Source organism: Nonomuraea pusilla, assembly GCF_900109355.1.
In the GTDB taxonomy this organism is placed as follows: Bacteria; Actinomycetota; Actinomycetes; order Streptosporangiales; family Streptosporangiaceae; genus Nonomuraea; species Nonomuraea pusilla.
On the sequence record NZ_FOBF01000027.1, the window covers coordinates 29,790 to 53,520 of the forward strand.

Below are 23,731 nucleotides of genomic sequence, written 5' to 3' on the forward strand. Positions count from 1 at the left end.
AATCCCGACAGCCCCAGGGTAATCGAACCCGCGGGCCCGGACGGCTTGCTCATCCTTGACGAATCGGCGAACCGCGTTGACACTGGGCGACCGGACGATCACCCTGGGAGACGACGGAGGGGGACGTCTTGATCAAAGTGCTGATCGCCGAACACCTGCCCTTGGTGCGCCGCGGGCTGCTCGCCGCGCTCGAATCCGAGCCCGACCTGCGCGTCGTGGCCGAGGCGTCGACCCTGGACGAGGTGGTGCCGGCGGCGCTCTCCTCCGCGCCCGACGTCGCGGTGGTCGATCTCGACCTGCCCGGTCTGCCGGTCGCGGCCCGCCTGGCGGAGCAGGCGCCCGGCTGCGCGGTGCTGATCCTGTCGGCCAGGCCCGACCCCGGTCAGGTACGGCGGGCGTTCGACGGGCCCGCCCTCGGCTTCATGACGCTCGCGGTGGCCCCGGAGCGGCTGGCGGAGGGGCTGCGGCAGGTGGCGGCGGGCCGCCGCGCGGTCGACGCGGAGCTCGCCGCGGCGGCGCTGCGCTCGGCGTCGAACCCGCTGACCAGGCGTGAGCTGGACGTGCTGCGCATCGCGGCGGGCGGGGCCCGCTCGACCGAGATCGCCGACCAGCTCTTCCTCTCCGTCGGCACGGTGCGCAACCACCTTTCCCGCATCATGTGCAAGACCGGCGCGCGTAACAGGCTCGACGCGGTGCGCATCGCCAGCGACTCGGGGTGGCTGTAGGCGGGCGACGGGCCCCGGCGGAGCCGCGCCGCTCCGCCGGGGCCCGGTCAGGTACGAGCATGTCAGCGGCCCGAGGGCTCTGCCAGTGACCGTCATCACGTCCAGCCCGTGTGAAACGTCACGGCCGGGTCGTCCTCCGGCCACCGGCGCAGGCGCCTAGGGCCGCCAGATCAGCACGAGCGCGCAGTCGTCGTTGTGCCCCGACGCCATGGCGTTGACCAGGGCCTTGGCGCCGTCGCGGAAGCCCGAGGGCAGCAGCCGCTCGGCCTCGCCGAGCAGCCGGTCGAGGCCGGCGTCGATGTCGCGGCCGGGCTGCTCGATGAGGCCGTCGGTGAACAGCAGCAGCGCGTCGCCCTTGCGCAGGGTGCCGCTGTCGGGCTCGCAGTGCAGGTCGGGCACGACGCCGAGCACCACGCCCTTGGCGGAGGCCACCTGCCAGCTCCCCGTGCCCGCGTCGAACTTCACGACCGGCGGGTGCCCCGCCGAGGTGATCGTGTAGCCGCCGGTGGCGAGGTCGAGCCGGACGTGGACGGCGGTGACGAACCCCTCGTCGCCGCGCTGCCTGTGCAGGTACGCGTTGCAGGCCGGCAGGAAGTCGTCGACCGAGCCGAGCAGCCCGCCGAAGGTGCCGGAGAGCAGCAGCGCCCTGGTGCCGGCGTCGACGCCCTTGCCTGAGACGTCCACGAGGGCGATCTCCACGACGTCGCCGTCGCGCATGGAGACCAGGAAGTCGCCGCCGAAGGAGGAGCCGCCCGCCTGCTTGAGCACCACCTTGCCGCCCCAGTCCTTGGGGAGCGGGGGCAGCTGGCCCTGGCTCCTGAGGCGGTCGCGCAGCTCCAGCAGCATCGCGTCGCCGCGCAGCCCCTGCACGCCGAGCTTGCCCCGGGTACGGGCCAGGAGGAGGGCGAGCACGGCGGTGAACCCCATGGTGACGGTGAGCCCGAGCCCGATGCTGGCGGCGCCGAGCGTGAGCGCGACGTAGCCCAGCGCGGCGACGACGCCGACCAGCAGCTTCACCAGGCTGCGCAGCCGCAGCTGCAGGCCGCCCACGAGGGTCACGGGGATCAGCAGCGAGGGCGAGAACCACTCGGTGGAGACCCGCGCCGCCAGCAGCCCGATGGCCAGCGCGAGGACGACGAGGGTGGCGAGCAGGTTGCGGTCGCGCGCCAGGGGGCCACGGCGGAGGAACCGTACGACGGCCACGAGGAAGGGTACCCGCGCCAGGAGCGCACGGAGCCGTGGCGGGATCAGCGGCACCGGTCGCGAACTCATGATGCGCCTGACTGTAGCGGTCTGGCCCGTGTTTGGGCAGTGCGCCCGGCGAAGGCACTGATCGTTAACCTGCGATAACCGGTGGCCCGCACCGTTCGCTCCCTCCTACGGTGGACGGATGACCTTTCCCATCCGTCCGATCGACGAGTCCGAGTGGCCCGCGTTCGCCCACACCATGGACGAGGGGTTCGGCTGGACGCCGCATCCCCAGCAGACTGAGCGGTACAAGGCCGAGACCGAGTTCGACCGCACCCTGGCCGCCTTCGACGGCGACAGGATCGTCGGCACCACGACGGTGCTGAGCCTCACCATGACGGTACCTGGAGGCCGGCTGCCGGTGGCCGGGGTGAGCGCGGTGAGCGTGCTGCCGTCGCACCGGCGCAGGGGCGTGCTGTCCTCCCTGATGCGCAGGCAGCTGTCGGACATCCGCGAGCGGGGCGAGGCCGTCGCGGCCCTGTACGCGTCCGAGTCGTCGATCTACGGCAGGTTCGGCTACGGCAGGGCGGCCAGCGAGCTGTCGTTCCGCCTGAACAAGCAGGCGGCGGCCTTCGTGCCGAACGCGCCCACTGATCCGTCGCTGCGGGTGCGGGTGGCCGAGCCCGCGCGGGAGCGCGAGGCGCTGGAGCGGCTGTTCGCGGCGGTGGCCCCGGCGCGTCCCGGGCGCTACGACCGCGCGCCGGCCCGGTGGGACCAGGTGCTGGCCGACGAGGAGTTCGACCAGCACGGCGCGGGACGGCTGCGCTGCGCGCTGGCCGAGGACGACGGCGGGGTGCGCGGGTACGCGCTGTTCCGCATCAGGTCGAGCTGGGACCGCGACGGGGTGCCCGACGGCTCGCTGCTGGTCCGCGAGGTGGAGGCGGCCGACCCGGCGGCGTACGCGCTGCTGTGGCGGCACCTGCTCGACCGTGACCTGGTCACGAGGGTCGAGGCGGGCGGCAGGCCGGCCGACGACCCGCTGATCGCGCTGCTCGCCGACCAGCGCCAGCTGCGGGCGGGCTGGGGCGACGAGCTGTGGGTGCGCCTGGTCGTGGTGGAGCGCGCGCTGGCCTCCCGCGCGTACGCGGCGCCGGTGGACGTGGTGCTGGAGGTGGAGGACGCCGTCTGCCCGTGGAACGCCGGACGCTGGCGGCTGCGCGCCGACGCGGCGGGAGCCGAGTGCAAGCGGGTGGAGGACGATCCGGACGTGACGCTGCCGGTGTCGGCGCTGGGCTCGGCCTACCTGGGCGACGGGCTGCTGGGGGCGCTGCTGGGCGCGGACGTGCTGCGCGAGCACCGTCCCGGCGCGGTGCGCGCGCTGGCCGCCGCGATGTCCTGGACCCCGAAGCCGTCGGCGGGCCTGGTCTTCTGACGTAGGCTCTGGGGCATGGCCCTGCAGAGCCTTCAGATCACCGCGACCGTCGCGATGCGCGCCCGTGACGTGTCGCGCCCTTCGAAGGAGCAGCAGGAGGCCGCCGACCGGCGGCCCCTGCGCGACGAGATGCCCAGGCGCGAGACGAAGCGCAAGGGTTAGGGCAGCGCCGGGAGCTGGCCGATCGTCTCGTACGTGGTCAGCTGCGCGATGCGCCTGCTGTGGCGCTCGCTGCCGGAGAACGCCGTGCCGAGGAACACCTCGACGAAGCGGGTGGCGTCCTCGGTGGCGTGCATGCGCGCGCCGACCGCGACGACGTTGGCGTTGTTGTGCTCGCGGGCGAGCCGCGCGGTCTCCTCGCTCCAGGCCAGGGCGGCGCGGATGCCGCGCACCTTGTTGGCGGCGATCTGCTCGCCGTTGCCCGACCCGCCGATCACCACGCCCAGGCTGCCGGGGTCGCCGGACACGCCCTCGGCGGCGCGCAGGCAGAACGCCGGGTAGTCGTCCTCGGCGTCGTAGACGAAGGGACCGCAGTCGATCACCTCGTGACCGTGGCCCTTCAGCCAGGACACGAGGTGGTTCTTGAGCTCATAGCCGGCATGGTCGGCACCGATGTAGACACGCACCAGACCAGTCTTCCACAGGCGTGGGAGGGGCGGCCCGGTGGCTAGAGTAAGGACCCGTACCGCTGTCCGCCCCTTACGGCCCCCATACGGAAGCAGAGACCCCATGCGTGACATCCGCGTCGTCGGCGATCCGGTCCTGCGCACGCCCGCCGAGCCGGTCACCGGCTTCGACCGCGAGCTGCGCCACCTCATCGAGGAGATGTTCCAGGCGATGTACGCGGTCAACGGCGTCGGCCTGGCCGGTCCGCAGATCGGCGTGCCCAAGAGACTGTTCGTGTACGACATCAGCGGACGCAAGGGCCACGTCGTCAACCCGGTGCTGACCGTGGACGACCCCGAGGAGGTCGTCGACGAGGAGGGCTGCCTGTCGGTGCCCGACCGCGCCACCGGCAAGCCCATCTACGCGCCGGTGGCACGGGCGTCGGGCGTCACCGTGGAGGGCGTGGACCGCCTGGAGCGCCCAGTGCGGATCAGGGCGAGAGGTTCGCTGGCGCGCTGCTTCCAGCACGAGACCGAGCATCTCGACGGCAGGCTGTACGTCGATCGCCTGCCGAGAAACGAAGCCCGTTCGATCATGCTGCGCGCGTAGATTGGCGGCATGAGCGTACTTTCGGGTAAGGGAGCAGTGGTCACGGGAGGCTCCCGTGGCATCGGCAGGGCCGTCGTCGAGCGGCTGGCCGCCGACGGAGCACAGGTCGTCTTCAGCTACCGCGCCGACGAGACCGCGGCGAAGGACGTCGCCGAGAGCACGGGCGCGCACGCGGTGCGGGCCGACATGGGCGACCGGGCCGATCTCGAACGGTTCTTCGCCGAGGCCGAGGCGCGGCTGCCCGGGCTCGACATCCTCGTCAACAACGCGGCGGAGCTCGCCGGCGTGAAGCCGATCACCGACATCACCGACGACGACTACGAGCGGGCGTTCGCGGTGAACACCCGGGCGGCGTTCCTGGCGATGCAGTGGGCGGGCCGGGTCATGCGCGACGGCGGCCGGATCGTCAACGTCTCCACGCTCAACACGGTGATCCCGGGTCCGGCGCTCGCGCTGTACACGTCGAGCAAGGCGGCGATCGAGCAGTTCGCGAAGGTGGCGGCGCGCGAGTTCGGCCCGCGCGGCATCACCGCCAACTCCGTCTCCCCCGGCGCGACCGACACCGACCTGCTGCGGACGGCCAACCCTCCTGAGGCGCTGGAGCGGTCGAAGGCGTTCACGGCGCTGGGGCGCCTCGGCACGCCCGAGGACATCGCCTCGGTGGTGGCGTTCCTGGCCGGGCCCGACGGGCGCTGGGTCACCGGCCAGAACCTCCTGGCCACGGGCGGGATGCTCGTCTGAGCCTCCCCGGGGGCGCGGCCGCGACCGGCTAGACCTGGAGCGACTTGATCTCCAGGTACTCCTCCATGCCGTACTCGCCGAGCTCGCGGCCGACCCCCGACTGCTTGTAGCCGCCGAACGGGGCCAGCGGGTTGAACTGGCCGCCGTTGACCGACACCTGGCCGGTGCGCAGCCTGCGGGCCACGGCGAGCGCGCGTTCCTGGCTGCCCGACCAGACGGCCCCGGCCAGGCCGTACCTGGTGCCGTTGGCGATCTCGACGGCCTGGCCCTCGCTCGTGTACGGGATCATCGTGAGCACCGGGCCGAAGATCTCCTCCTGCTCGATCGTCATGCCGGGCTCGACCCCGGCGAAGACGGTGGGCTCGACGTAGTAGCCCTTCGGCAGCAGGCGCTCGGTGCCGCCGGTGACGAGCCTCGCGCCCTCCTCCTCGCCCCTGATGATGTAGCGGGTCACCCGGTCGTACTGCGCCTTGGACACCAGCGGGCCGATCCTGGTGGACTCGTCGAACGGGTCGCCGACGGTGTACTTGCGCGCCGCCTCGACGGCCAGGCGCACGGCGTCGTCGTACTGGTCGCGGTGGACGACGAGGCGGCTCCAGGCGGAGCAGGTCTGCCCGGCGTTGACGAAGCAGTTGGCCACGCTGACCTTGACGGCCGCCGCCAGGTCGGCGTCGGGCAGGACGACGCTGGCGGACTTGCCGCCGAGCTCCAGCGAGACGCGCTTGACGGTCTCGGCGGCGAGCGCCGCGACGCGGCGGCCGGCGGCGGTGGAGCCGGTGAAGGAGACGAGGTCGACCTCGGGGTGGGCGGCCATGGCCTCACCGACGACGGGGCCGCGCCCGCTGACCAGGTTGAGGACGCCCGCGGGCAGCCCGACCTCGGCGAAGATCTCGGCCAGCGCGTACGCCGCGAGCGGGGCCACCTCGCTGGGCTTGAGCACGACGGTGCAGCCGGCGGCGAGCGCGGGGCCGACCTTGCAGATGATCTGGTGCAGCGGGTAGTTCCACGGCGTGATCGCGGCGACGACGCCGGCGGGCTCCTTGACGACGAGCGAGTTGCCGATGCGCCGCTCGCGCGGGTGGCTCTCGGCGAGCTGCGCGTACGACGACAGGACGGCGGCCGGCATCAGCGTCTGCACCTTGAGCGCGAAGCCGAGCGGCGAGCCCATGTCGGTCGCGATGGTCTTGGCGATGACGTCGGCGCGCTGCTTGAGCAGGTCGGCCGCGGCGCCGAGCAGCCGGGCGCGTTCACTCGGCGCGGTGTCGGCCCAGGAGGGGAAGGCTCTTCGGGCGGCGAGGACGGCCGCCTCGACGTCGTCGGGGGTGCCCGCGGGCACCCGGTCGATGATCTCCTCGGTCGCGGGGTTGACGACCTCGATGGACTCGCCTGACGTCGATGCGGTCCAGGATCCGCCGATGAAGAGCTCTCGCATGCGCCCATCCTTGCGTACTCGTCTAGACATAGCGAGGGACTCACCTGGGCGCGGGTGGAGGATTTTCCCCCGCGCCGCCTGCCGCCCTCCTCAATGTACGACCGTCCGCAGGCATTTCGCCGGACAAGGGCGGAATATCAGTCGAAGCGCGGTGACCGGGTACGGGTGCGCTTCAGCTCGAAGAAGTCGTCGAACTCGGTGACGAGAAGCACGCCGTCCCAGAGCCGGCCGGCGTCCTCCTCCTTCGGGACGGAGGTGACGACCGGACCGAAGAACGCGTTGGTCCCGACGCGGATGACGGGCGTGCCGACGTCCTCGCCGACCAGGTCGATGCCCGCCCGGTGGGAGGCGCGCACGTCGCCGTCGAACTTCTCGGAGTCCATGACGTCGGCGAGCGACCTGTCGAGCCCGGCGGCCTCGAGGGCATCCTCGACGGTCTCGCGCAGACGGTCGAGCTCCTTGATCGCGCCCTGGTTGTGCAGGCGGGTGCCGAGCTCCGTGTAGAGCGGGCCCACGACGCCGTCGCCGTGCTCGGCGCGGGCGGCGGCCACCACCCTGACCGGGCCGATCGCCTTCTCGATCTGCTCGCGGTAGCGCTCAGGGACGTCCTTGCCCTCGTTCAGCACGTTGAGGCTCATGACGTGCCAGCGGGGCTCGATCGGGCGAACCTTCTCCACTTCGAGAAGCCATCGTGACGTCGCCCAGGCAAAAGGACAGAAAGGATCGAACCACAGGTCCACAGGAGTCTTCTCAGTCACGTGTGGCCATAACCTGAGGGTGCTCGGGTCCTATTCCCAGGCGTGGAAGGATACCGACATACCCCAAAGAAGTGGTGAAAAGGAGCGCAACTTGGCAGGCAACCTGACCCGGGACGAGGCTCGCGAGCGCGCCCGGCTGCTTGAGGTCGAGTCGTACGAGGTGGCACTCGACCTGACGGAGGGGGACGAGCGCTTCGAGAGCGTCACGACGGTGCGTTTCACCTGCACCCGCCCGGGCGCGTCCACCTTCGTCGACCTGCACGGCGCCCACGTCCGCAAGGTCACGCTCAACGGCCGCGACCTCGACGTGTCCGCCTACGACGCGGACAAGGGGCGCTTCCCGCTCCCCGACCTCGCCGAGTCGAACGAGCTGCTGGTCGACGCCGACTGCACCTACATGCGCACCGGCGAGGGCCTGCACCGCTTCGTGGACCCTGTCGACCAGAAGGTCTACCTGCACAGCCAGTTCGAGACGGCCGACGCCCACCGCATGTACGCCTGCTTCGACCAGCCCGACCTCAAGGCCGCCTTCCAGCTCACCGTGCTGGCCCCGGCCGACTGGGAGGTCGTCTCCAACGCGGCGCCTTCCGAGGTGGCGGAGCTGGCCGAGGAGGGCGGCAGGCACGGCGGCGTGCAGGCGGCCAGGCGCTGGGTGTTCCCGGCCACCGCGGCCATCTCCACCTACATCACCGCGCTGGTCGCCGGGCCGTACCACAAGGTGACCGCCGAGCACGACGGCATCCCGCTCGGCGTCTACTGCCGCGCGTCGCTGGCCGAGCACCTCGACGCCGACAACATCCTGGAGGTCACCCGCCAGGGCTTCGACTTCTTCCACCGCGTGTTCGGCGTGCGCTACCCCTTCGGCAAGTACGACCAGCTCTTCGTGCCGGAGTTCAACGCGGGCGCCATGGAGAACGCGGGCTGCGTGACGTTCCTGGAGGACTACGTCTTCCGCTCCCGCGTCACCGACGCCGTCGTCGAGCGCCGCGCCGAGACGATCCTGCACGAGATGGCGCACATGTGGTTCGGCGACCTCGTGACCATGCGCTGGTGGGACGACCTGTGGCTGAACGAGTCGTTCGCCACCTACATGTCCGTGCTCGCGCAGGCCGAGGCCACCCGCTGGGGCAAGGGCGCGTGGACGACGTTCGCCAACGTCGAGAAGGCCTGGGCCTACCGCCAGGACCAGCTCCCCTCCACCCACCCCATCGCCGCCGACATCCCCGACATGCAGGCGGTCGAGGTCAACTTCGACGGCATCACCTACGCCAAGGGCGCGTCGGTGCTCAAGCAGCTCGTCGCGTACGTGGGGCTGGACAACTTCCTCGCGGGCGTGCGCGACTACTTCGCCGAGCACGCGTGGGGCAACACCGAGCTGAAGGACCTGCTCAACGCCCTTGAGCGCACCTCCGGCCGCGACCTGTCGTCCTGGTCGAAGGAGTGGCTGGAGACGGCGTGGGTCAACACGCTGCGCCCGTCGTTCGAGGTGTCCGACGGCCGCTTCACCTCCTTCGAGGTGCTGCAGGAGGCCCCGGCCGACTACCCGACGCTGCGCTCGCACCGCGTCGCGATCGGCCTGTACTCGCTGGCCGACGGCGTGCTCACCCGCACCAAGCGGGTCGAGCTGGACGTCGTCGGCGCCCGCACCGCGGTGCCCGAGCTCGTCGGCGAGGAGCAGCCCGACCTGGTGCTGGTCAACGACGACGACCTGACGTACGCCAAGATCCGGCTGGACGAGCGGTCGCTGCGCACCCTCGTCGACGGCGGCATCGCGGCGTTCACGGAGTCGCTGCCGCGCGCCCTGTGCTGGTCGGCGGCGTGGGACATGACCCGCGACGGCGAGATGTCCACCCGCGACTACGTCAAGCTGGTCGTCTCCGGCGCCGGCACCGTGTCCGACATCACCGTCCTGCAGGCCGTGCTGCGCCAGGCCCGCATGGCGGTGCAGCAGTACGCCGACCCGGCCTGGCAGGCCGAGGGCCTCGCGCTGCTCGCCGGCGAGCTGCGCGGGCTGCTGCGGTCCGCCGAGCCCGGCTCCGACCACCAGCTCGCGTTCCTGCAGGCGTTCGCGCCCGTCGCGACCTCGGGCCAGGACCTGGAGCTGCTGCAGGGCATCCTCGACGGCTCGTCCGTGCCCGAGGGGCTGGCCGTCGACGCCGACCTGCGCTGGACGCTCGTCCACGCGCTGGTGTCCGGCGGCAGGCTGGGCGAGGACGACATCGAGGCCGAGCTGCGCCGCGACCCGACGGCGACCGGCGAGCGGTCGGCGGCGCTGTGCCGCGCGGCCGTGCCCACCGCCGAGGCCAAGGCCGCGGCCTGGGAGCGGATCATCGGCGGGCAGCTGGCCAACCACATCGCCCGTACGACGATCGCCGGCTTCCAGGACCCGCACCACACCGACCTGCTCGCGCCGTACCGCGACAGGTTCTTCGCCGAGGTGGGGCGGATCTACAAGGAGTGGACGTTCGACCAGGCGCAGACGTTCGCCGTCGGCTGCTTCCCGTCGCTGCTCATCGAGGAGGCGACGGTGCGGGCGGCGGAGGACTTCCTGGCCGGCGAGCAGCCGCCGCAGGCGCTTCGCCGGATGATCCTGGAGGGCGCCGACGGCGTCAGCCGCGCCCTGCGCAACCGGGCCAAGGACGCCGCGTCGGCCTGACGCCCGCAGCCGCCCGGGCGCACCGCCGCCAGGGGCCCCCGCCGCAGCCCGGCGGGGGCTCCTGCCTGTTCGGCCGGGTGGCGGCAACATGGCCCTGGCAGCGGAGCCCCGCTGTTAGCCTGAAGGACGTGCTAGGCGCGGGGACCACGCTCAACGACCGCTACGTGCTGGCCGACCGCATCGGCGGCGGCGGCATGGGCGAGGTCTGGCGCGCCGACGACACCGTGCTCGGCCGCACGGTCGCGGTCAAGGTCCTCATGCCGGCGCTCACCGAGAGCCCGACCTTCACGCAGCGCTTCCTCAACGAGGCCAGGGCGATGGCCACGCTGAGGCACCCGGGCGTGGTCGACGTCTACGACTACGGCACGAGCGACGTCGGCGGCCGCCGGGTGAGCTTCCTCGTCATGGAGTACGTGCCGGGCGAGTCGCTCGACCAGGTGCTGCGGCGCGGCCCGCTCGGCCCCGAGGCCGCGATGCTGCTGGTCGCCCAGGTGGCCGACGCGCTCGCGGCCGCCCACGCGCAGGGCATCGTCCACCGCGACGTCAAGCCGGCCAACCTCATGGTCAGGCCCGACGGCGGCGTGGCGCTCACCGACTTCGGCATCGCGCACTCGGTCTCGGCGGGGCACCTCACCGCCACGGGCACCATGCTCTGCTCGGCCGGCTACTGCGCCCCCGAGATGGCCACGGCCAGCGAGGTGACCCCGGCGGTCGACGTGTACGCGCTCGGCGTGGTGGCGTACGAGTGCCTGACCGGTGAGCTCCCGTTCCAGGGCGACACTCCCGTACAGATCATCTTCAAGCACCTCAACTCACCCGTCCCGCGGCTGCCCCGGACCGTGCCGCCCGGCCCGCGCCAGGTCGTGGAACGCGCCATGGACAAGGCGCCCGACCGGCGCTGGGCATCGGCCGCGCAGATGGCCGAGGCCGCGCGCAAGGCCGTCGCCTCGCCCGCCGCGCTGCCCGCGCCGCGCAGGCACCGCACGATGACGGCGCTGCTGTCGATGACGTCGGCCGTGGCCGTCACCTCGGCCGTGGCCGGATGGGTGTGGCTGCGCCCGGTCGAGCCGGCGGCGCAGGTCGAGACGCCGGCCACGGTCAGCGCCACCACCGCGCCCGTCCCCGCCCCGTCCAGTCCGGTCACGCCGGGCAGGCAGCAGCCGAGGCCCGGCAGGAGCACCCCGGGCCCGAAGCCGGGCGGCACGGTCACGGCCCCGCCCAGCGCGACACCGAGCGCCACCCCGACGGCCAGCCCCAGCGACCCCAGCCCCACGGCGGAGCCGACCACGGACAAACCCACGGACAAACCGACGCAGGAGCCCACCGGCGAGCCCACCCAGGAGCCGACCAAGCCCGGCACCGACGAGCCGACGTCCGAGCCCACGGCCACCGAGGTGCCGGGCGAGACGCCGTGAGCGGCGAGGTTCCCGGCCGGGCCCGCCAGCGAACGCCGTGGACGAACCGGCGTGGACGAACGGCGTGAAAGCGGCGTGTCCCGGCAACCCGCCGGGCGTGAGAAAGTCGTCGGGTGGAATCGACTCGTGAGCTGCTGATCGCCCTGGCCCGCCGCTACGCCTTCGCCGACCTCGGCGCGCTCGCGCCCGGCGAGGAGATCGCGGACGTGTGCGAGTTCGGGCACCGGCTGCTGGCGCTCGACGCCGAGGACTTCGCCGCCGAGGCCCGGTCGGTGCCCGCCGACCTGCGGCGGCGGGCACGCGCCTGCCACATGCCGCAGACGCCGCGCGAGCAGCCGCGCGGCGCGCTCGACTCGCTGCGCCCCGCGTACGGGCTGCTGCTGGAGGTCATCTCGGTGCGCTGGCACCGGCGGGAGCTGAGCCCGATGATCGCGGCGGTGCACATCGCCAGCGAGTACCTTCCGCTGCTGGCCTTCGAACCGCACCTCGGCCACGCGGGAGACCCGGCCCGCTGGCCGGCGGGGCTGAGCGCGCCGGGCAGCAGGTTCGGCGTGATCGGCGACCGCGAGTGCGACCACACCAAGTCCGAGCAGTCGGCCACCAACCGCACGCTGCGGGTGGCGGCCGAGCCGCCCGAGGGCTGGCGGGCGTACTTCGACCGGCAGCACAGCCAGGTCGCGGGCGCGCTGGCCACCTGCGTGGCGGGCTGCCGCAACCCGTGCACGGCGATGGACTGGATCGAGCCGGAGCCGCGCGCGGACCTGCAGGTGCGCGCCCGCACCGCGCTGGCCTTCGCCGAGACCCCGCTGGTGCGGCTGCGCCACGCCGCCCCCGTCGGGCACGGCTTCGGCGTGCCGTCGCCCGAGGAGGTGCTCGACGCGTGGGAGCGCAGCCGGGCCGCGCTCGACAAGAACCCGGTGGGGGCGGCGGCGACGAGCGACGACGGTTTCCCGCTGCCGGGGCTGCCGTCGCTGTTCTCCGCGGTGGCGGCGGCGCCCATCGCGCCCGCGACGCTGCTGCAGGGCGTGAGCGAGCACGTCGCCCGCCTGCTCGCACGGCTCTGACGCCCCCTCGGAGCACGTCGCCCGCCTGCTCGCACGGCTCTGACGCCCCCTCCCGTGCGGGCGCCGCGGGGTGCGGTGTCACCAGCGGCGGGCGGCGGCCTGCTCGGCGAGCGTCGCTATGCCGTAGAGCAGGCCCCCGGCCAGGTCGCCCGCGCTGAACGCGGTGGCCATGGACATGCCGACGAGCCGGCACACACCGTCGCTCAGCCTGCGCCTGGCCCTCTCGCCCGTGACGATCTCCAGGCCGCGGGCCTCGACGTCCACGAGGATCACCACGGCGCCGGGCGACTCCTCGCCGAGTGCGGCGTGCAGCCGTTCGGCGAAGTGCCGCCGCCCGCCCACCGGCGCGCCCAGGAACACCCCGAAACGCAGCCCGCTGCGCCGTTCGGCCGTGGCGATCACGCGCCTGACGTCGTCGGCCTGCGCGGTGGTCAGCACCCGCATCGCCCATCACCATCCCGCCGAGGCGCCGCCGATGTGCCTGCCGGGCTCGGCCGTCTCCGCCGCGAGCACCCAGTCCTCGCCGGGCGCGCGGCCCGTCCGCTCCGCCAGCACCATGCCGGACGTGCTCACGCCGCGTTCGCTGCGCCTGGGGCCGCCGATCCAGACCGGGCCTTCGGGCCGCCGCGAACCCCGCCCGGGGATCGCGACCGCCAGGGTGATCAGGACGAACGACCCCATGGACGTCCCGATGAGGAACACGAGGATCTCCGCCGCGCTGTGCACACCACGAACGTAAACCCGGGCGGCCCCGCTGGCCAGGCACGACGCGCGTGCGGAGCGGAGTGGGGCAAGTCCATGATCGGGGCGCCCCCGGACGGTTAGGATCAACCCGGGGCACAGCCTCTCTAGAGAAGAACGTAAGACATACCCCGTGAACGTGCGTGGAACACGATGATCTGGGCCATAAAACTATGCACAGGGCAACACTAGGAATCGATCCGAACCCCGGGCTACGGTGAGTTACGTGGACTCCGACCAGCAGCGAGAAGACGGTCACAATACGTCACCGATCTGGGTGAGCGAACGGTCAGACAGCGAGGAGACCGCCGTCGCCGATCCTCCGGCGCCCACCCCCGCGTACGCGCCCGTCGAGCGCGCGTCCGTACGCGACCTGCTGCAACAGCCGCGCGTCCGCCGCCTCGGCACCCGCGCGGTGGTGGCACTCGTCGCGGCCGTCGTCGTGGGCTTCCTGGCGGCCGACTGGCGGGTCGGCGTGACCGCCGGCATCGTCGCGGCCATCGGCGAGGCCGTCTACCGCGCGCGTTCCCACTCGTCCGTGCCCGCCTGGCGGCGCGCCTCGGCGGCCGAGCGGCGCACGGAGGCCCAGCTGCGCTCCCTGCAGCGCAACGGCTACCGCACCCTGCACGCCCGCGCCATCCCCGACAGCGAGGCGCAGATCGACCACCTCGTGGTCGGCCCGACCGGCGTGTACGCGGTCGACTCCGAGAAGTGGGACAGGCGGCTGCCCGTGCGCGTGCAGAGCGGCAAGAAGCTCTTCCACGGCCCGTTCGACATGAAGCCGCGCCTCACCGAGGCGAAGTGGGAGGCCACGCGGGCCGGCGAGCTCATCAGCGCGCGGTACGGCCGCGAGATCACGGTCGTCCCTTCGCTCGCGGTGTACGGCCCGCCGGTGCCATGGAAGATCATGACGATCCGCGGCGTGGACGTCTACCAGGGCGACCGCGCCCGCAAGTGGATCACCAAGCGGGAGCGCGCGCTCACGCAGGAGGAGATCGACCGGATCTACGAGATCGCGGCCGAGGTCCTGCCCCCGCGCTACGGCGAGGGCTGACCCTCCGTCCGCGGCGCCGTCTCAGCGGTAGGCGTCGGGCACCGACGCGCACCAGGGGAACGACTCCCCGGGCGGCGCGCCGGTGACCGGGCCGCAGACGCCCACCTGGGTGGGCCGGCTCGCGCCCGTGGCGCGCAGGATGATCACGGGCTTGTCCACCGGGTACTGCCGGGGCGAGTCCTCGCCGAAGTCCAGGCCGCCCGTGGCGCCCTCGATCGCGTGGCCGGACTGCCCGGCCGGGGTGTGCAGGGTGCCGAGCTGGCGCCAGACGGTGAAGGAGTTCACCGGCACGGCGTGGCTCTCCCTGCCGAGCCGCCGGATGGCCGTGATCATCGTCTCGGTCGCGTCGTAGGCGAGGGCGGCGTGCCCGTCGAGGGTGCGCCCGGGGCCCGGCTCCCTGCACTCGAACGGGAACGTGGCGAACAGCTCGACGTAGAAGTCGTGGCGCTGCGGCTCGTCGCACCGGGCCGGGGCGACGGCGAACGACTGATAGTAGTAGCCGACCCGGCTGACGGCCGACCTGAGCCGGACGTCGGCGGCGTACCTCGTGACGTCGTCGCCGGCGAGGATGACCGGCGGCGCGCCCGCGCACCTGTCGGCCACGCCCTTGACGAACTCGGAGAAGTCGGGGATGCCGCGCCCGGCGAAGTACACCAGGCCGTCGAACCCGCACGCCGACACGCCCGCCGCCCGCGGGTCGCCCCGGTACGGGTCGTCGCTGACGTCACCGGGCCCCGGCCGCTCGGCCCCGACCGGGGTGAAGCGCATCGGCTCCACCGCGAAGCCGCGCTCCTCCAGCCGGGCGACGACCTGGCGGCTCAGGTTCGAGGCGTAGTAGTCGGTCACGTCGTGCGAGTAGTAGACGCGGGCCCGCCTGGCCACCTGGCGGCGCCGGGCGAGGTCGTCGGCGAAGCCCGCCGCCACCCACGCCTGCCTGGCGTTCTGCGGCGCCACCTGGAAGTAGAACGGCGACTCGTTCACCAGGCGGTCCGCCGACAGCGTGGACGCCACCATCGGCAGCCCCGCCTTGCCCAGCTCCTGGATGGCGGCCACGGTCTCCTTGCGGCTCTGGTCGAGCCCGACGACGCCCACGATGGGCGCCTCGTCGTCGTGGTGGCGCAGCAGCAGCCTGGCGATGCGCGAGCCGTGCTGCATGCGGCCGCCCGCGTTCGCCAGCAGGATGCGGACCAGCGGCTCGCTCGGCCCCGCCGAGCTGTTCTGCCGCTTCTGCGCGATCGCCACCCCGGCCAGGCCCTCGCGGGCGGCGGCGAGCTGGTCCTGGTCGGTCGTGGTCAGCGCGGCGAGGTACACGATCGTCACGTACGGCCTGGACCGGCCCTGGCCGTCCGCCTCGTGCAGGCGGGCGGCCCGCTCGTTCTCCTGCGCCAGGACGCGCTGGACCTCCCCGATCTCCGCGTTGCCCGGCGCGAACAGGTAGCCCGGCTCGGCCACGCCCACGCACTCGGTGCCGAGCAGCTGCCTGCCGCTCTCGGTCCACGGCGTCCACAGGCCGCTCGCGCACGCCTCCCTGTGCCAGGCGGCGGTCTGTCCCGCGTACGCGCCGGCGGCCCCCGCGAGCGCCATCCAGAACAGGGCGACGGCCGTCCACGACGACCACCACGGCGCCACCCTGGCGGGCGGCACCCAGGCGGCCTCCGTCACGTCGTACCTGGCCAGGTCGGCGGGCACGGGCGGCGCGGTGATGGTGAGCGGGGTCTCGACGACGTGCCGCCAGGCGGCGTCGTCGTCGGCGGTGACCAGTTCCCTGCGCCACCGGATGACGGTCCACAGCGGCTCGTCGTCCTCGGGGACGACCGCGTCCGCGGTGTAGGAGACGACCACGACGGGATCGAACCTGCCGAGGTCGGCCCGCCGCTCCTCGATGAGGCGTACCAGCGGGCCGGCGTGCTCGTTGAGCAGCAGGAGCGGGTAGAAGACGTGGCCGGCGCCGCGGACGTGCAGCGGCGAGCGCCGGTACTGCCTGGCCAGGTCGTCCATGAACGCGCCGAGCAGCAGCCGCGAGACGCGCTCCTCGTCGTCGGGGTCGAAGTCGGCGAGCAGGGCGGCCAGGCCGGGCGCGCGGGGCCGCTCGTGCGCCAGGCGGCCGCGCAGCCAGCGGAAGCGTCCGCTCAGGCCGGGCACGCGCCCGCTCACCCTGGCGTCGTGGACGAACCCCGGTAACAGCCTGAGCAGGACGTTCAGCGGGAAGGGGACGTGCTCGGCGCCGAGCCCCGCCGTGTCCACGCCCCAGCCCCAGGTGCGGTCGGACTCGCGCAGCACCCGCCGGGCCTGCTCCTCCCTGTCGTGGGATTCGGCCAGCCGCTCGACGATCCAGGCGGCCAGGCGGTAGCGGGGGAAGCGGAGCCTCGGCGCGCTGGTGCGCAGGGCGGCCACGACGCGCGACAGCATCCGCGGCACCGGCTCGCCGGGCTGGACGGCGGGCCTGGCGCGCGGGATGCCGGGCGAGATCACGTGCACGGAGGGCCGGCCCGCGGGGGCGAGGATCTCGGGCCACTCCCCCGCCTCGTGCAGCCTGACCAGCGGGATGCCGCGCCGGTCGGTGTGCTGCCTCGGCGTCTCCCCCGCCGCCCGCCTGCGCAGCAGCGGCGGCCTGGCGGCGTGCGGGGAGTCCTGCACGCCCTCGCCCCTGGCCGGCCTGCGGCACAGCCGGTCGACGGTGTGGATGAAGTTGCCGACCCCCGCCGGGTCGTCCAGCACCTGTGCTGACCCCTGGCTCATCTGATCTCTGTAACACGCCGGGGCGGGCCGCGACAGCGCATTACGGCACGATTCCGTAACCCGCGTCCGAGTCGTGGACGACCGTCTCAAGTACCGGGCGGTGGTCGTTACCATGGGAAGACTCGCGAGCGATGGGAGAAGCGCAATGCCGGCCCTCAGGTCACGTACGGTCACCCACGGCAGGAACATGGTCGGTGCCCGGGCCCTGCTCCGGGCGACCGGCGTAGCCGGGAGCGACTTCGGCAAGCCGATCATCGCGGTGGCCAACAGCTTCACCCAGTTCGTGCCCGGCCACGTGCACCTGCGCGAGGTGGGCGACGTGGTGTCCGCGGCGATCCGCGAGGCCGGGGCGATCCCGCGCGAGTTCAACACGATCGCCGTCGACGACGGCATCGCGATGGGCCACGGCGGCATGCTCTACTCGCTGCCGTCGCGCGAGCTGATCGCCGACGCCGTCGAGTACATGGTCAACGCCCACTGCGCCGACGCCCTGATCTGCGTCTCCAACTGCGACAAGATCACGCCGGGCATGCTGCTCGCGGCGTTCAGGCTGAACATCCCGACCGTCTTCGTCTCCGGCGGGCCCATGGAGGCGGGCAAGACGCCCGGCCGCAAGCTCGACCTGATCGACCCGATGATCGCCGCCGCCGACGCGGGCGTGTCCGACGACGAGCTGCTGGCGATGGAGGAGAACGCCTGCCCGACCTGCGGCTCCTGCTCGGGCATGTTCACCGCCAACTCCATGAACTGCCTGGCCGAGGCCATTGGCCTGGCGCTGCCCGGCAACGGCACCATCCTGGCCACGCACAAGGCGCGCAAGCAGCTGTTCGAGGACGCCGGGCGCACCCTCGTGGAGATCACCCGCCGCTACTACGAGGACGACGACGCCTCGGTGCTGCCGCGCTCGATCGCCACCCGCGAGGCGTTCGAGAACGCCATGACGCTCGACGTCGCCATGGGCGGCTCGACCAACACGATCCTGCACATCCTGGCCGCGGCCCGCGAGGCCCAGGTCGACTTCGGGCTCAAGGAGATCAACGAGATCTCGCTGCGGGTGCCCTGCCTGTGCAAGGTCGCCCCGGCCACGAACAAGTACCACATCGAGGACGTCCACCGGGCGGGCGGCATCCCCGGCATCCTCGGCGAGCTCGACCGCGCCGGGCTGCTGCACCGCGACGTCCCCACGGTCAACGGCGGCACCCTCGCCGACCTGCTGGCCGGCTGGGACGTCAAGTCGCCCACCGCCAAGCCCGAGGCCGTCGAGCTGTGGCACGCCGCGCCCGGCAACGTCCGCACGGTCAAGGCGTACTCGCAGGACAACCGCTGGGACTCCCTCGATCTCGACAGGGAGACGGGCTGCATCCGCGACAGGGAGCACGCCTACACCGCCGACGGCGGCCTGGCCGTGCTCTACGGCAACATCGCCCGCGACGGCGCGGTCGTCAAGACGGCCGGCGTCGACGAGTCGATCTGGAGGTTCAGCGGCCCCGCCGTCGTGTTCGAGTCGCAGGAGCAGGCGGTCGAGGGCATCCTGGGCGGCCAGGTCAAGGAGGGCGACGTGGTGGTCATCCGCTACGAGGGCCCGAAGGGCGGCCCCGGCATGCAGGAGATGCTCTACCCGACCTCGTTCCTCAAGGGCAGGGGCCTGGGCAAGGCGTGCGCGCTGGTCACCGACGGCCGCTTCTCCGGCGGCACCTCGGGCCTGTCGATCGGCCACGCCTCGCCCGAGGCGGCCGAGGGCGGCGCGATCGCGCTGGTCGAGGACGGCGACATCATCGACATCGACATCCCGAACCGCTCGATGGAGCTGCGCGTGCCCGAGGCCGAGCTGGCCGCGCGGCGGGAGCGGCTGCTGGCCGAGCTGGGCGGCTACCGCCCGCGCGACCGGCACCGCCCGGTGAGCGCGGCGCTGCAGGCGTACGCGGCGATGACGACGTCCGCCTCCACCGGCGCGTCGAGGGACCTGACGCAGCTGTCACGCTGAGCCCTTACCTGTACGGCAGGAGGCACTCTCCTGCCGTACAGGCTTTCGAAAAATGTCGGTCCTGGCCCGTATTCTCGGGGTATGACGACAGTCGTGAAGCCCCACTCCCACCCGCTTACGACCGCCGAGATCGCCGCCCTCGCCCTCTCTCTCGCCCATCTGGGCACGGGCCCCCAGGCCGTCACCGCCAGGCGCGCCCTCCAGCACACGCTCCAGCACCTGGAACTCGACGACGACGTCATCGCCGCCACGCTGTCCACCCTCACCGAGCCGCTGCCCGCCGACGTGGCCTCGCGGGCCAGGCTCATCGCCGACGCCATCACCAGCCGTCTCATGATCCGCCTGCACTACCGCGACGCCAGGGGCACCGTCAGCACGCGGGACGTCGAGCCGGTCACCTGCCTGGTGCACCGGGAGTACTGGTACCTCGTGGGCGTGTGCAGGATGCGCCACGCCATCAGGGCGTTCAGGTTCGACCGGATCCTCGCGGTCGAGCCGACGCTCACCCCGTCCAGGCCGCACCTCGCCGACCGGTTCCTGCCGTTCCAGCGCCGCAGGCGCAGCAGGGCCGCCTGACCGTCACGCGGGCGAGAGCCGGGCAGGCGCGCGTCGGCCTGCCGGTTCTCGCCCGCCCGTCAGGAGGAGCAGCAGCCTCCGCCGCAGCAGCCCCCGCCACCACCGCCTGAGCGGGGGGCCTGGGCGCCGCCCGTCATGGACACCGTGGACAGCAGCCTGACCGTGTCGTCGTGACCCTCGGGGCAGGCCGCCGGGTCGCCGGACGCGGACATGGGGCGGGACACCTCGAACGTGGAGCCGCAGGCGCGGCAGCGGAAGTCGTAACGCGGCATGCCACCAAGGGTAACGCCGGGTCCGCCCGGAGCGGGCGGCTCAGGGCGGGCAGGGGGACGTCAGGGCCGGGCGGCGAACGTGAGGTGGGCGTAGTCGGCCACCGGCTCGTAGCCGATCGACTGGTAGACGGCGTTGCTGGTGGGGTTGGCCAGGTCGGTGAAGAGCACCACCTGCTCGCAGCGCTCCTCCAGCGCCACCCGGCTGGCGAACGCGGTGACGGCCGCGCCGTAGCCCCTCCTGCGGCGGGAGGGCGGGGTGTAGACGGGCCCGATCCTGCACACGCCGCCCGCGGACGGCGACAGCCCGGCGCAGGCCACGGGGACGCCGTCGGCCTCCCAGACGAACAGCTCGCGCCCGGCGGTGCGCTGGGCGACGCGCTCGGCCGCGTCGGCGGTCTCGCCGAGCCCGACCTCCGTGCCGAACGCGTGGAACCAGCTCACCATCAGCGGGAACTCGGCGGGCGTCGCCAGCCTGCCCCGTCCTGGCACGTCGGGGACGTCGAGCGCGCCCAGCCGGTACAGCCGCTCCGACACCTCCTTGACCGGGGCGCCGAGCAGCCTGGCCACCTCGGAGGTCAGCTCCACCGGGCCGTGCACCTGACGGACGTGGGGCGCGCCCAGCACGTCCAGCAGGGGCGCGACGGCCTCGACCGGCATGCGGGCCAGGGCGAGCGGGTACGGCGGCGTGCGCACGGCCGCGCCGCGCACCTCGCCGCCGTCGTCCCACCAGCCGAGGACGGGGTCATCGGCCGGGCTGCCGGCGCGCAGACCGTTGAGGGCGGTCAGCGGGACGGTGTCGCTCACCGGGTCGCCGAGCAGGAACGGCTCGGCGACCTCGGCGTACTTGCGGGCGTCGGAGGTGAAGGACCACATGTCAGGCCGCCGCCTCCAGGTACGGCGCCCAGAGCGGGTCTCCCGTGCCGGAGGCGCCGATGAGCCTCCAGTGGGCGCCACGGGGCACCACCGGGACGAAGCGCAGAGCCCACCCCAGTTCCTCCAGGAACTTGTCGGCCTTCCTGTGGTTGCAGGAGGTGCAGGAGGCCACGCAGTTCTCCCAGGTGTGCGTGCCACCCCGGGACCGCGGGATGACGTGGTCGATGGTGTCGGCCCGCTGCCCGCAGTAGGCGCAGCGGTAGTCGTCGCGCCGCATGAGGGCGGCCCTGGTCAGAGGAATGCGGGATCGGTAGGGTATGCGGACATATCTTCTCAGTCTGATCACCGAGGGCACGTCGAGCGTGCAGGTGGCGGAGCGCAGCACGGCGCCCCGGCCGTCGCGGTGCACGACGTCGGCCTTCTCCCTGAGCACCAGCACGATGGCGCGGTGCAGGGACAACGTGGTCAGCGGCTCGTAGGTGGCGTTCAGCAGCAGGACTTGGCGCATCACAGGGCCTCTCCCCGCTGCACCCGTATCAAAGGGGACATGTCGCAACATGTCCCGTCTGTCGGCCCCTCCTGGGGCGCTCGTGCATCCGTCACGTGGACCTCCGCCGGACGGCCCAGCGGATGGTCCCCACGGCGCCGTCCTGTCACCAAGTGTGGCCTTTAGCGCGTCGTCCCCGCCACCCCATATCCCCCGAACGGGCCGACGAGAGGGACAGACGGTACGTTTTATGCCCACATCACCGGGCCTTTACGCGCGTCCCGGCGCACCATCCTTGGCAGTAGTGTTCCTGGCATGACGCGACCGCCGTACCCGACCGCACGCCGCGAGGACATCGTCGACCTGGTGCACGGCACGCCCGTGCCCGACCCGTACCGGTGGCTGGAAGACCCCGACAGCCCCGAGACCAAGGAGTGGCTGCTCGCGCAGGCCGGGCTGTTCGCCGAGCGGAACGGGCCGCAGCGCTTCAAGCACCGCATCACCGAGCTGCTGCGCTCGGGCTCCGTGGGCACGCCCGCCTGGCGCGGCGACCGCTGCTTCTTCAGCCGCCGCACCCCCGACCAGGAGCACGCGGTCTACTACGTCGCCGACGCCGGCGGCGCCGAGCGCGCGCTGATCGACCCGATGGAGATCGACCCTTCGGGCCTGACCACGCTCGACGCCGTGCAGCCCGACAAGGAAGGCCGGCTGCTCGCGTACCAGATCTCGGTGGGCGGCACCGAGGAGTCGGTGCTGTACGTCATGGACGTCGCCACCGGCACGCGCGTCGAGGGCCCGATCGACCGCTGCCGCTACTCCCCGATCGCCTGGCTGCCCGGCGGCGAGGCGTTCTACTACGTGCGCCGCCTGCCCAGCACCGAGGTGCCGGAGAACGAGTCGCAGTTCCACCGCCGCGTCTACCTGCACCGCGTCGGCACCTCCACCGAGGACGACGTCATGATCTTCGGCCAGGGCCTGAAGATGACCAACTACTACGGCGTCTCGGTCTCCCGCGACGGGCGGTGGCTGCAGGTGTCGGCGCACGAGGGCACCGCCCCGCGCAACGACCTGTGGGTCGCCGACCTGACCGCCTCGCCCCTCGACCGTCCCGACCTGCGGGTGGTGCAGGAGGGCGTCGACGCCCAGACCGGGCTGGTGTTCGGGCGCGACGGCCGCCTGTACGTCCACACCGACCGCGACGCGCCGAGGGGCCGCGTGTGCGTCGCCGACCCCGCCGAGCCCGGCCACGAGCACTGGCGCGACCTCGTCCCCGAGGACCCCGAGGCCGTGCTGTCGGACTTCGCGATCCTCGACGACCTGGAACGCCCGGTCATGCTCGTGGGCTGGACCCGCCACGCCATCAGCGAGATCACGATCCACGATCTCGCCACGGGCGAGCGCGTCGGCGAGGTGCCCACGCCCGGCCTCGGCAGCATCGGCGGCATCGCCGAGCGGCCCGAGGGCGGCCACGAGGCGTGGTTCGGCTACACCGACAACACCACGCCGCCCACCATCCAGCGCTACGACGCGCGCACCGGCGAGACGACGCTCTGGGCGGCCTCGCCCGGCGCGGTCGACGTGCCGGCCGTGCGCACCTCCCAGGTGGTCTACCGCTCGAAGGACGGCAGCGACGTCCGCATGCTCGTCATCTCCCCCGCCGACGCCGCCGAAGGCCCGCGCCCGACCATCCTGTACGGCTACGGCGGCTTCGGCCTGTCGATGACCCCCGGCTACTCGGCGTCCATCCTGGCCTGGGTCGAGGCCGGCGGCGTCTACGCCATCGCCAACCTGCGCGGCGGCGGCGAGGAGGGCGAGGAGTGGCACCGCGCCGGCATGCTCGCCCACAAGCAGAACGTCTTCGACGACTTCCACGCCGCCGCCGAGCACCTCATCGCCACCGGCGTCACCACGCCCGCGCAGCTCGGCATCTCCGGCGGGTCCAACGGCGGCCTGCTGGTCGGCGCCGCGCTGACGCAGCGCCCCGACCTGTACGCCGCCGTCGTCTGCTCGGCCCCGCTGCTCGACATGATCAGGTACGAGCGGTTCGGCCTCGGCGCCACCTGGAACGTCGAGTACGGCTCCGCCGACGACCCCGAGCAGTTCGCCTGGCTGCGGGCGTACTCGCCGTACCACCACGTCAAGGAGGGCGTCGACTACCCGGCCACGCTGTTCACCGTCTTCCAGTCCGACACGCGGGTCCACCCGCTGCACGCGTGGAAGATGTGCGCGGCGCTGCAGCACGCCACGTCCGGCGACCGGCCGGTGCTGCTGCGCAACGAGGCCGAGGTGGGACACGGCGCCCGCTCCGTGAGCAGGTCGGCGGACCTCTCGGCCGACACGCTCACCTTCCTCGCCCGCCACACCGGTCTGTAGCACGGG

The 23,731-nt window shown here is 72.9% G+C and carries 22 protein-coding genes; 12 read left to right on the plus strand and 10 right to left on the minus strand.

Going from position 1 to position 23,731, the window contains the following annotated elements; all coding sequences use genetic code 11:
- Positions 1-137: 137 nt before the first annotated feature.
- Entirely contained in the window at positions 138-725 is a 588-nt protein-coding gene (locus BMX74_RS37850; RefSeq protein ID WP_337959883.1) for a response regulator transcription factor, read from the plus strand.
- A 156-nt stretch (positions 726-881) separates the two neighbouring features.
- Here the strand turns inward: BMX74_RS37850 and BMX74_RS37855 are convergent, their stop codons facing one another.
- Positions 882-1,997, minus strand: a complete 1,116-nt coding sequence (locus BMX74_RS37855; RefSeq protein WP_055510375.1) for a PP2C family protein-serine/threonine phosphatase — start codon at positions 1,995-1,997, stop codon at positions 882-884.
- Positions 1,998-2,115: 118 nt separating this feature from the next.
- On the opposite strand from BMX74_RS37855, the gene BMX74_RS37860 reads away from it, so the two are divergent.
- Entirely contained in the window at positions 2,116-3,345 is a 1,230-nt protein-coding gene (locus tag BMX74_RS37860) for a GNAT family N-acetyltransferase (protein ID WP_091105277.1), read from the plus strand.
- A gap of 15 nt (positions 3,346-3,360) precedes the next feature.
- Positions 3,361-3,507, plus strand: coding sequence for a hypothetical protein (locus tag BMX74_RS44585; protein WP_176573603.1), 147 nt, complete (start codon positions 3,361-3,363; stop codon positions 3,505-3,507).
- Here BMX74_RS44585 and BMX74_RS37865 read toward each other — a convergent pair.
- A complete protein-coding gene (locus BMX74_RS37865; protein WP_055510372.1) occupies positions 3,504-3,971 on the minus strand; it encodes a ribose-5-phosphate isomerase in 468 nt (155 codons plus the stop codon). The two genes, BMX74_RS44585 and BMX74_RS37865, sit on opposite strands and share 4 nt — an antisense overlap.
- Before the next feature lie 103 nt (positions 3,972-4,074).
- On the opposite strand from BMX74_RS37865, the gene def reads away from it, so the two are divergent.
- On the plus strand, positions 4,075-4,560 hold the full coding sequence (gene def / locus BMX74_RS37870; protein ID WP_091105279.1) for a peptide deformylase: 486 nt from the start codon (positions 4,075-4,077) through the stop codon (positions 4,558-4,560).
- Positions 4,561-4,569: 9 nt separating this feature from the next.
- A complete protein-coding gene (locus BMX74_RS37875) occupies positions 4,570-5,301 on the plus strand; it encodes an SDR family NAD(P)-dependent oxidoreductase (RefSeq protein WP_055510368.1) in 732 nt (243 codons plus the stop codon).
- A 28-nt stretch (positions 5,302-5,329) separates the two neighbouring features.
- Here BMX74_RS37875 and BMX74_RS37880 read toward each other — a convergent pair whose 3' ends face one another.
- Together BMX74_RS37880 and BMX74_RS37885 are read right to left on the minus strand one after the other, a co-directional pair.
- Positions 5,330-6,733, minus strand: coding sequence for an aldehyde dehydrogenase family protein (locus BMX74_RS37880; RefSeq protein WP_055510367.1), 1,404 nt, complete (start codon positions 6,731-6,733; stop codon positions 5,330-5,332).
- Between the two features lie 137 nt (positions 6,734-6,870).
- A complete protein-coding gene (locus tag BMX74_RS37885) occupies positions 6,871-7,491 on the minus strand; it encodes a mycothiol-dependent nitroreductase Rv2466c family protein (RefSeq protein WP_091105280.1) in 621 nt (206 codons plus the stop codon).
- Between the two features lie 91 nt (positions 7,492-7,582).
- Here BMX74_RS37885 and pepN point away from each other — a divergent pair, with 91 nt between their 5' ends.
- The 3 genes from pepN to BMX74_RS37900 all read left to right on the plus strand — a co-directional run bounded on the left by pepN (position 7,583) and on the right by BMX74_RS37900 (position 12,626).
- Positions 7,583-10,147 (plus strand): aminopeptidase N, encoded by a 2,565-nt coding sequence (gene pepN / locus BMX74_RS37890; RefSeq protein ID WP_091105282.1) that lies wholly within the window; start codon positions 7,583-7,585, stop codon positions 10,145-10,147.
- Between the two features lie 128 nt (positions 10,148-10,275).
- Positions 10,276-11,562, plus strand: a complete 1,287-nt coding sequence (locus BMX74_RS37895; RefSeq protein WP_091105284.1) for a serine/threonine-protein kinase — start codon at positions 10,276-10,278, stop codon at positions 11,560-11,562.
- A 113-nt stretch (positions 11,563-11,675) separates the two neighbouring features.
- Positions 11,676-12,626: a hypothetical protein gene (locus tag BMX74_RS37900; protein WP_091105285.1), complete on the plus strand. Its 951-nt coding sequence runs from the start codon at positions 11,676-11,678 to the stop codon at positions 12,624-12,626.
- 78 nt (positions 12,627-12,704) lie between these two features.
- Here the strand turns inward: BMX74_RS37900 and BMX74_RS37905 are convergent, their stop codons facing one another.
- Entirely contained in the window at positions 12,705-13,070 is a 366-nt protein-coding gene (locus BMX74_RS37905; protein ID WP_055510358.1) for a TPM domain-containing protein, read from the minus strand.
- 6 nt (positions 13,071-13,076) lie between these two features.
- Complete coding sequence (locus tag BMX74_RS37910; RefSeq protein ID WP_055510355.1) at positions 13,077-13,352, minus strand: hypothetical protein; 276 nt, start codon at positions 13,350-13,352, stop codon at positions 13,077-13,079.
- A gap of 292 nt (positions 13,353-13,644) precedes the next feature.
- On the opposite strand from BMX74_RS37910, the gene BMX74_RS37915 reads away from it, so the two are divergent.
- The gene (locus BMX74_RS37915) at positions 13,645-14,421 is read left to right on the plus strand and encodes a nuclease-related domain-containing protein (RefSeq protein WP_236715188.1); all 777 of its coding nucleotides are present in this window, start codon (positions 13,645-13,647) and stop codon (positions 14,419-14,421) included.
- Positions 14,422-14,442: 21 nt separating this feature from the next.
- Here BMX74_RS37915 and BMX74_RS37920 read toward each other — a convergent pair whose 3' ends face one another.
- Complete coding sequence (locus BMX74_RS37920) at positions 14,443-17,160, minus strand: ABC transporter substrate-binding protein (protein WP_143078916.1); 2,718 nt, start codon at positions 17,158-17,160, stop codon at positions 14,443-14,445.
- A gap of 145 nt (positions 17,161-17,305) precedes the next feature.
- Here BMX74_RS37920 and ilvD point away from each other — a divergent pair, with 145 nt between their 5' ends.
- Together ilvD and BMX74_RS37930 are read left to right on the plus strand one after the other, a co-directional pair.
- Positions 17,306-19,144 (plus strand): dihydroxy-acid dehydratase, encoded by a 1,839-nt coding sequence (gene ilvD, locus BMX74_RS37925; RefSeq protein ID WP_082535708.1) that lies wholly within the window; start codon positions 17,306-17,308, stop codon positions 19,142-19,144.
- An 81-nt stretch (positions 19,145-19,225) separates the two neighbouring features.
- Positions 19,226-19,720: a helix-turn-helix transcriptional regulator gene (locus BMX74_RS37930; protein ID WP_055510348.1), complete on the plus strand. Its 495-nt coding sequence runs from the start codon at positions 19,226-19,228 to the stop codon at positions 19,718-19,720.
- A gap of 59 nt (positions 19,721-19,779) precedes the next feature.
- Here BMX74_RS37930 and BMX74_RS37935 read toward each other — a convergent pair whose 3' ends face one another.
- The 3 genes from BMX74_RS37935 to BMX74_RS37945 are packed head-to-tail and all read right to left on the minus strand — an operon-like array spanning position 19,780 to position 21,373.
- Positions 19,780-19,992 carry an FmdB family zinc ribbon protein gene (locus tag BMX74_RS37935; protein WP_082535707.1) on the minus strand — a complete coding sequence of 71 codons (213 nt, stop codon included), beginning with the start codon at positions 19,990-19,992 and terminating at the stop codon, positions 19,780-19,782.
- Positions 19,993-20,052: 60 nt separating this feature from the next.
- Positions 20,053-20,865 (minus strand): GNAT family N-acetyltransferase, encoded by an 813-nt coding sequence (locus BMX74_RS37940; RefSeq protein WP_091105290.1) that lies wholly within the window; start codon positions 20,863-20,865, stop codon positions 20,053-20,055.
- Position 20,866: 1 nt separating this feature from the next.
- Complete coding sequence (locus BMX74_RS37945; RefSeq protein WP_055510343.1) at positions 20,867-21,373, minus strand: HNH endonuclease; 507 nt, start codon at positions 21,371-21,373, stop codon at positions 20,867-20,869.
- Between the two features lie 294 nt (positions 21,374-21,667).
- Between BMX74_RS37945 and BMX74_RS37950 the strand changes: the two genes are divergently transcribed.
- A complete protein-coding gene (locus BMX74_RS37950; RefSeq protein ID WP_091105293.1) occupies positions 21,668-23,725 on the plus strand; it encodes a prolyl oligopeptidase family serine peptidase in 2,058 nt (685 codons plus the stop codon).
- Positions 23,726-23,731: the final 6 nt, after the last annotated feature.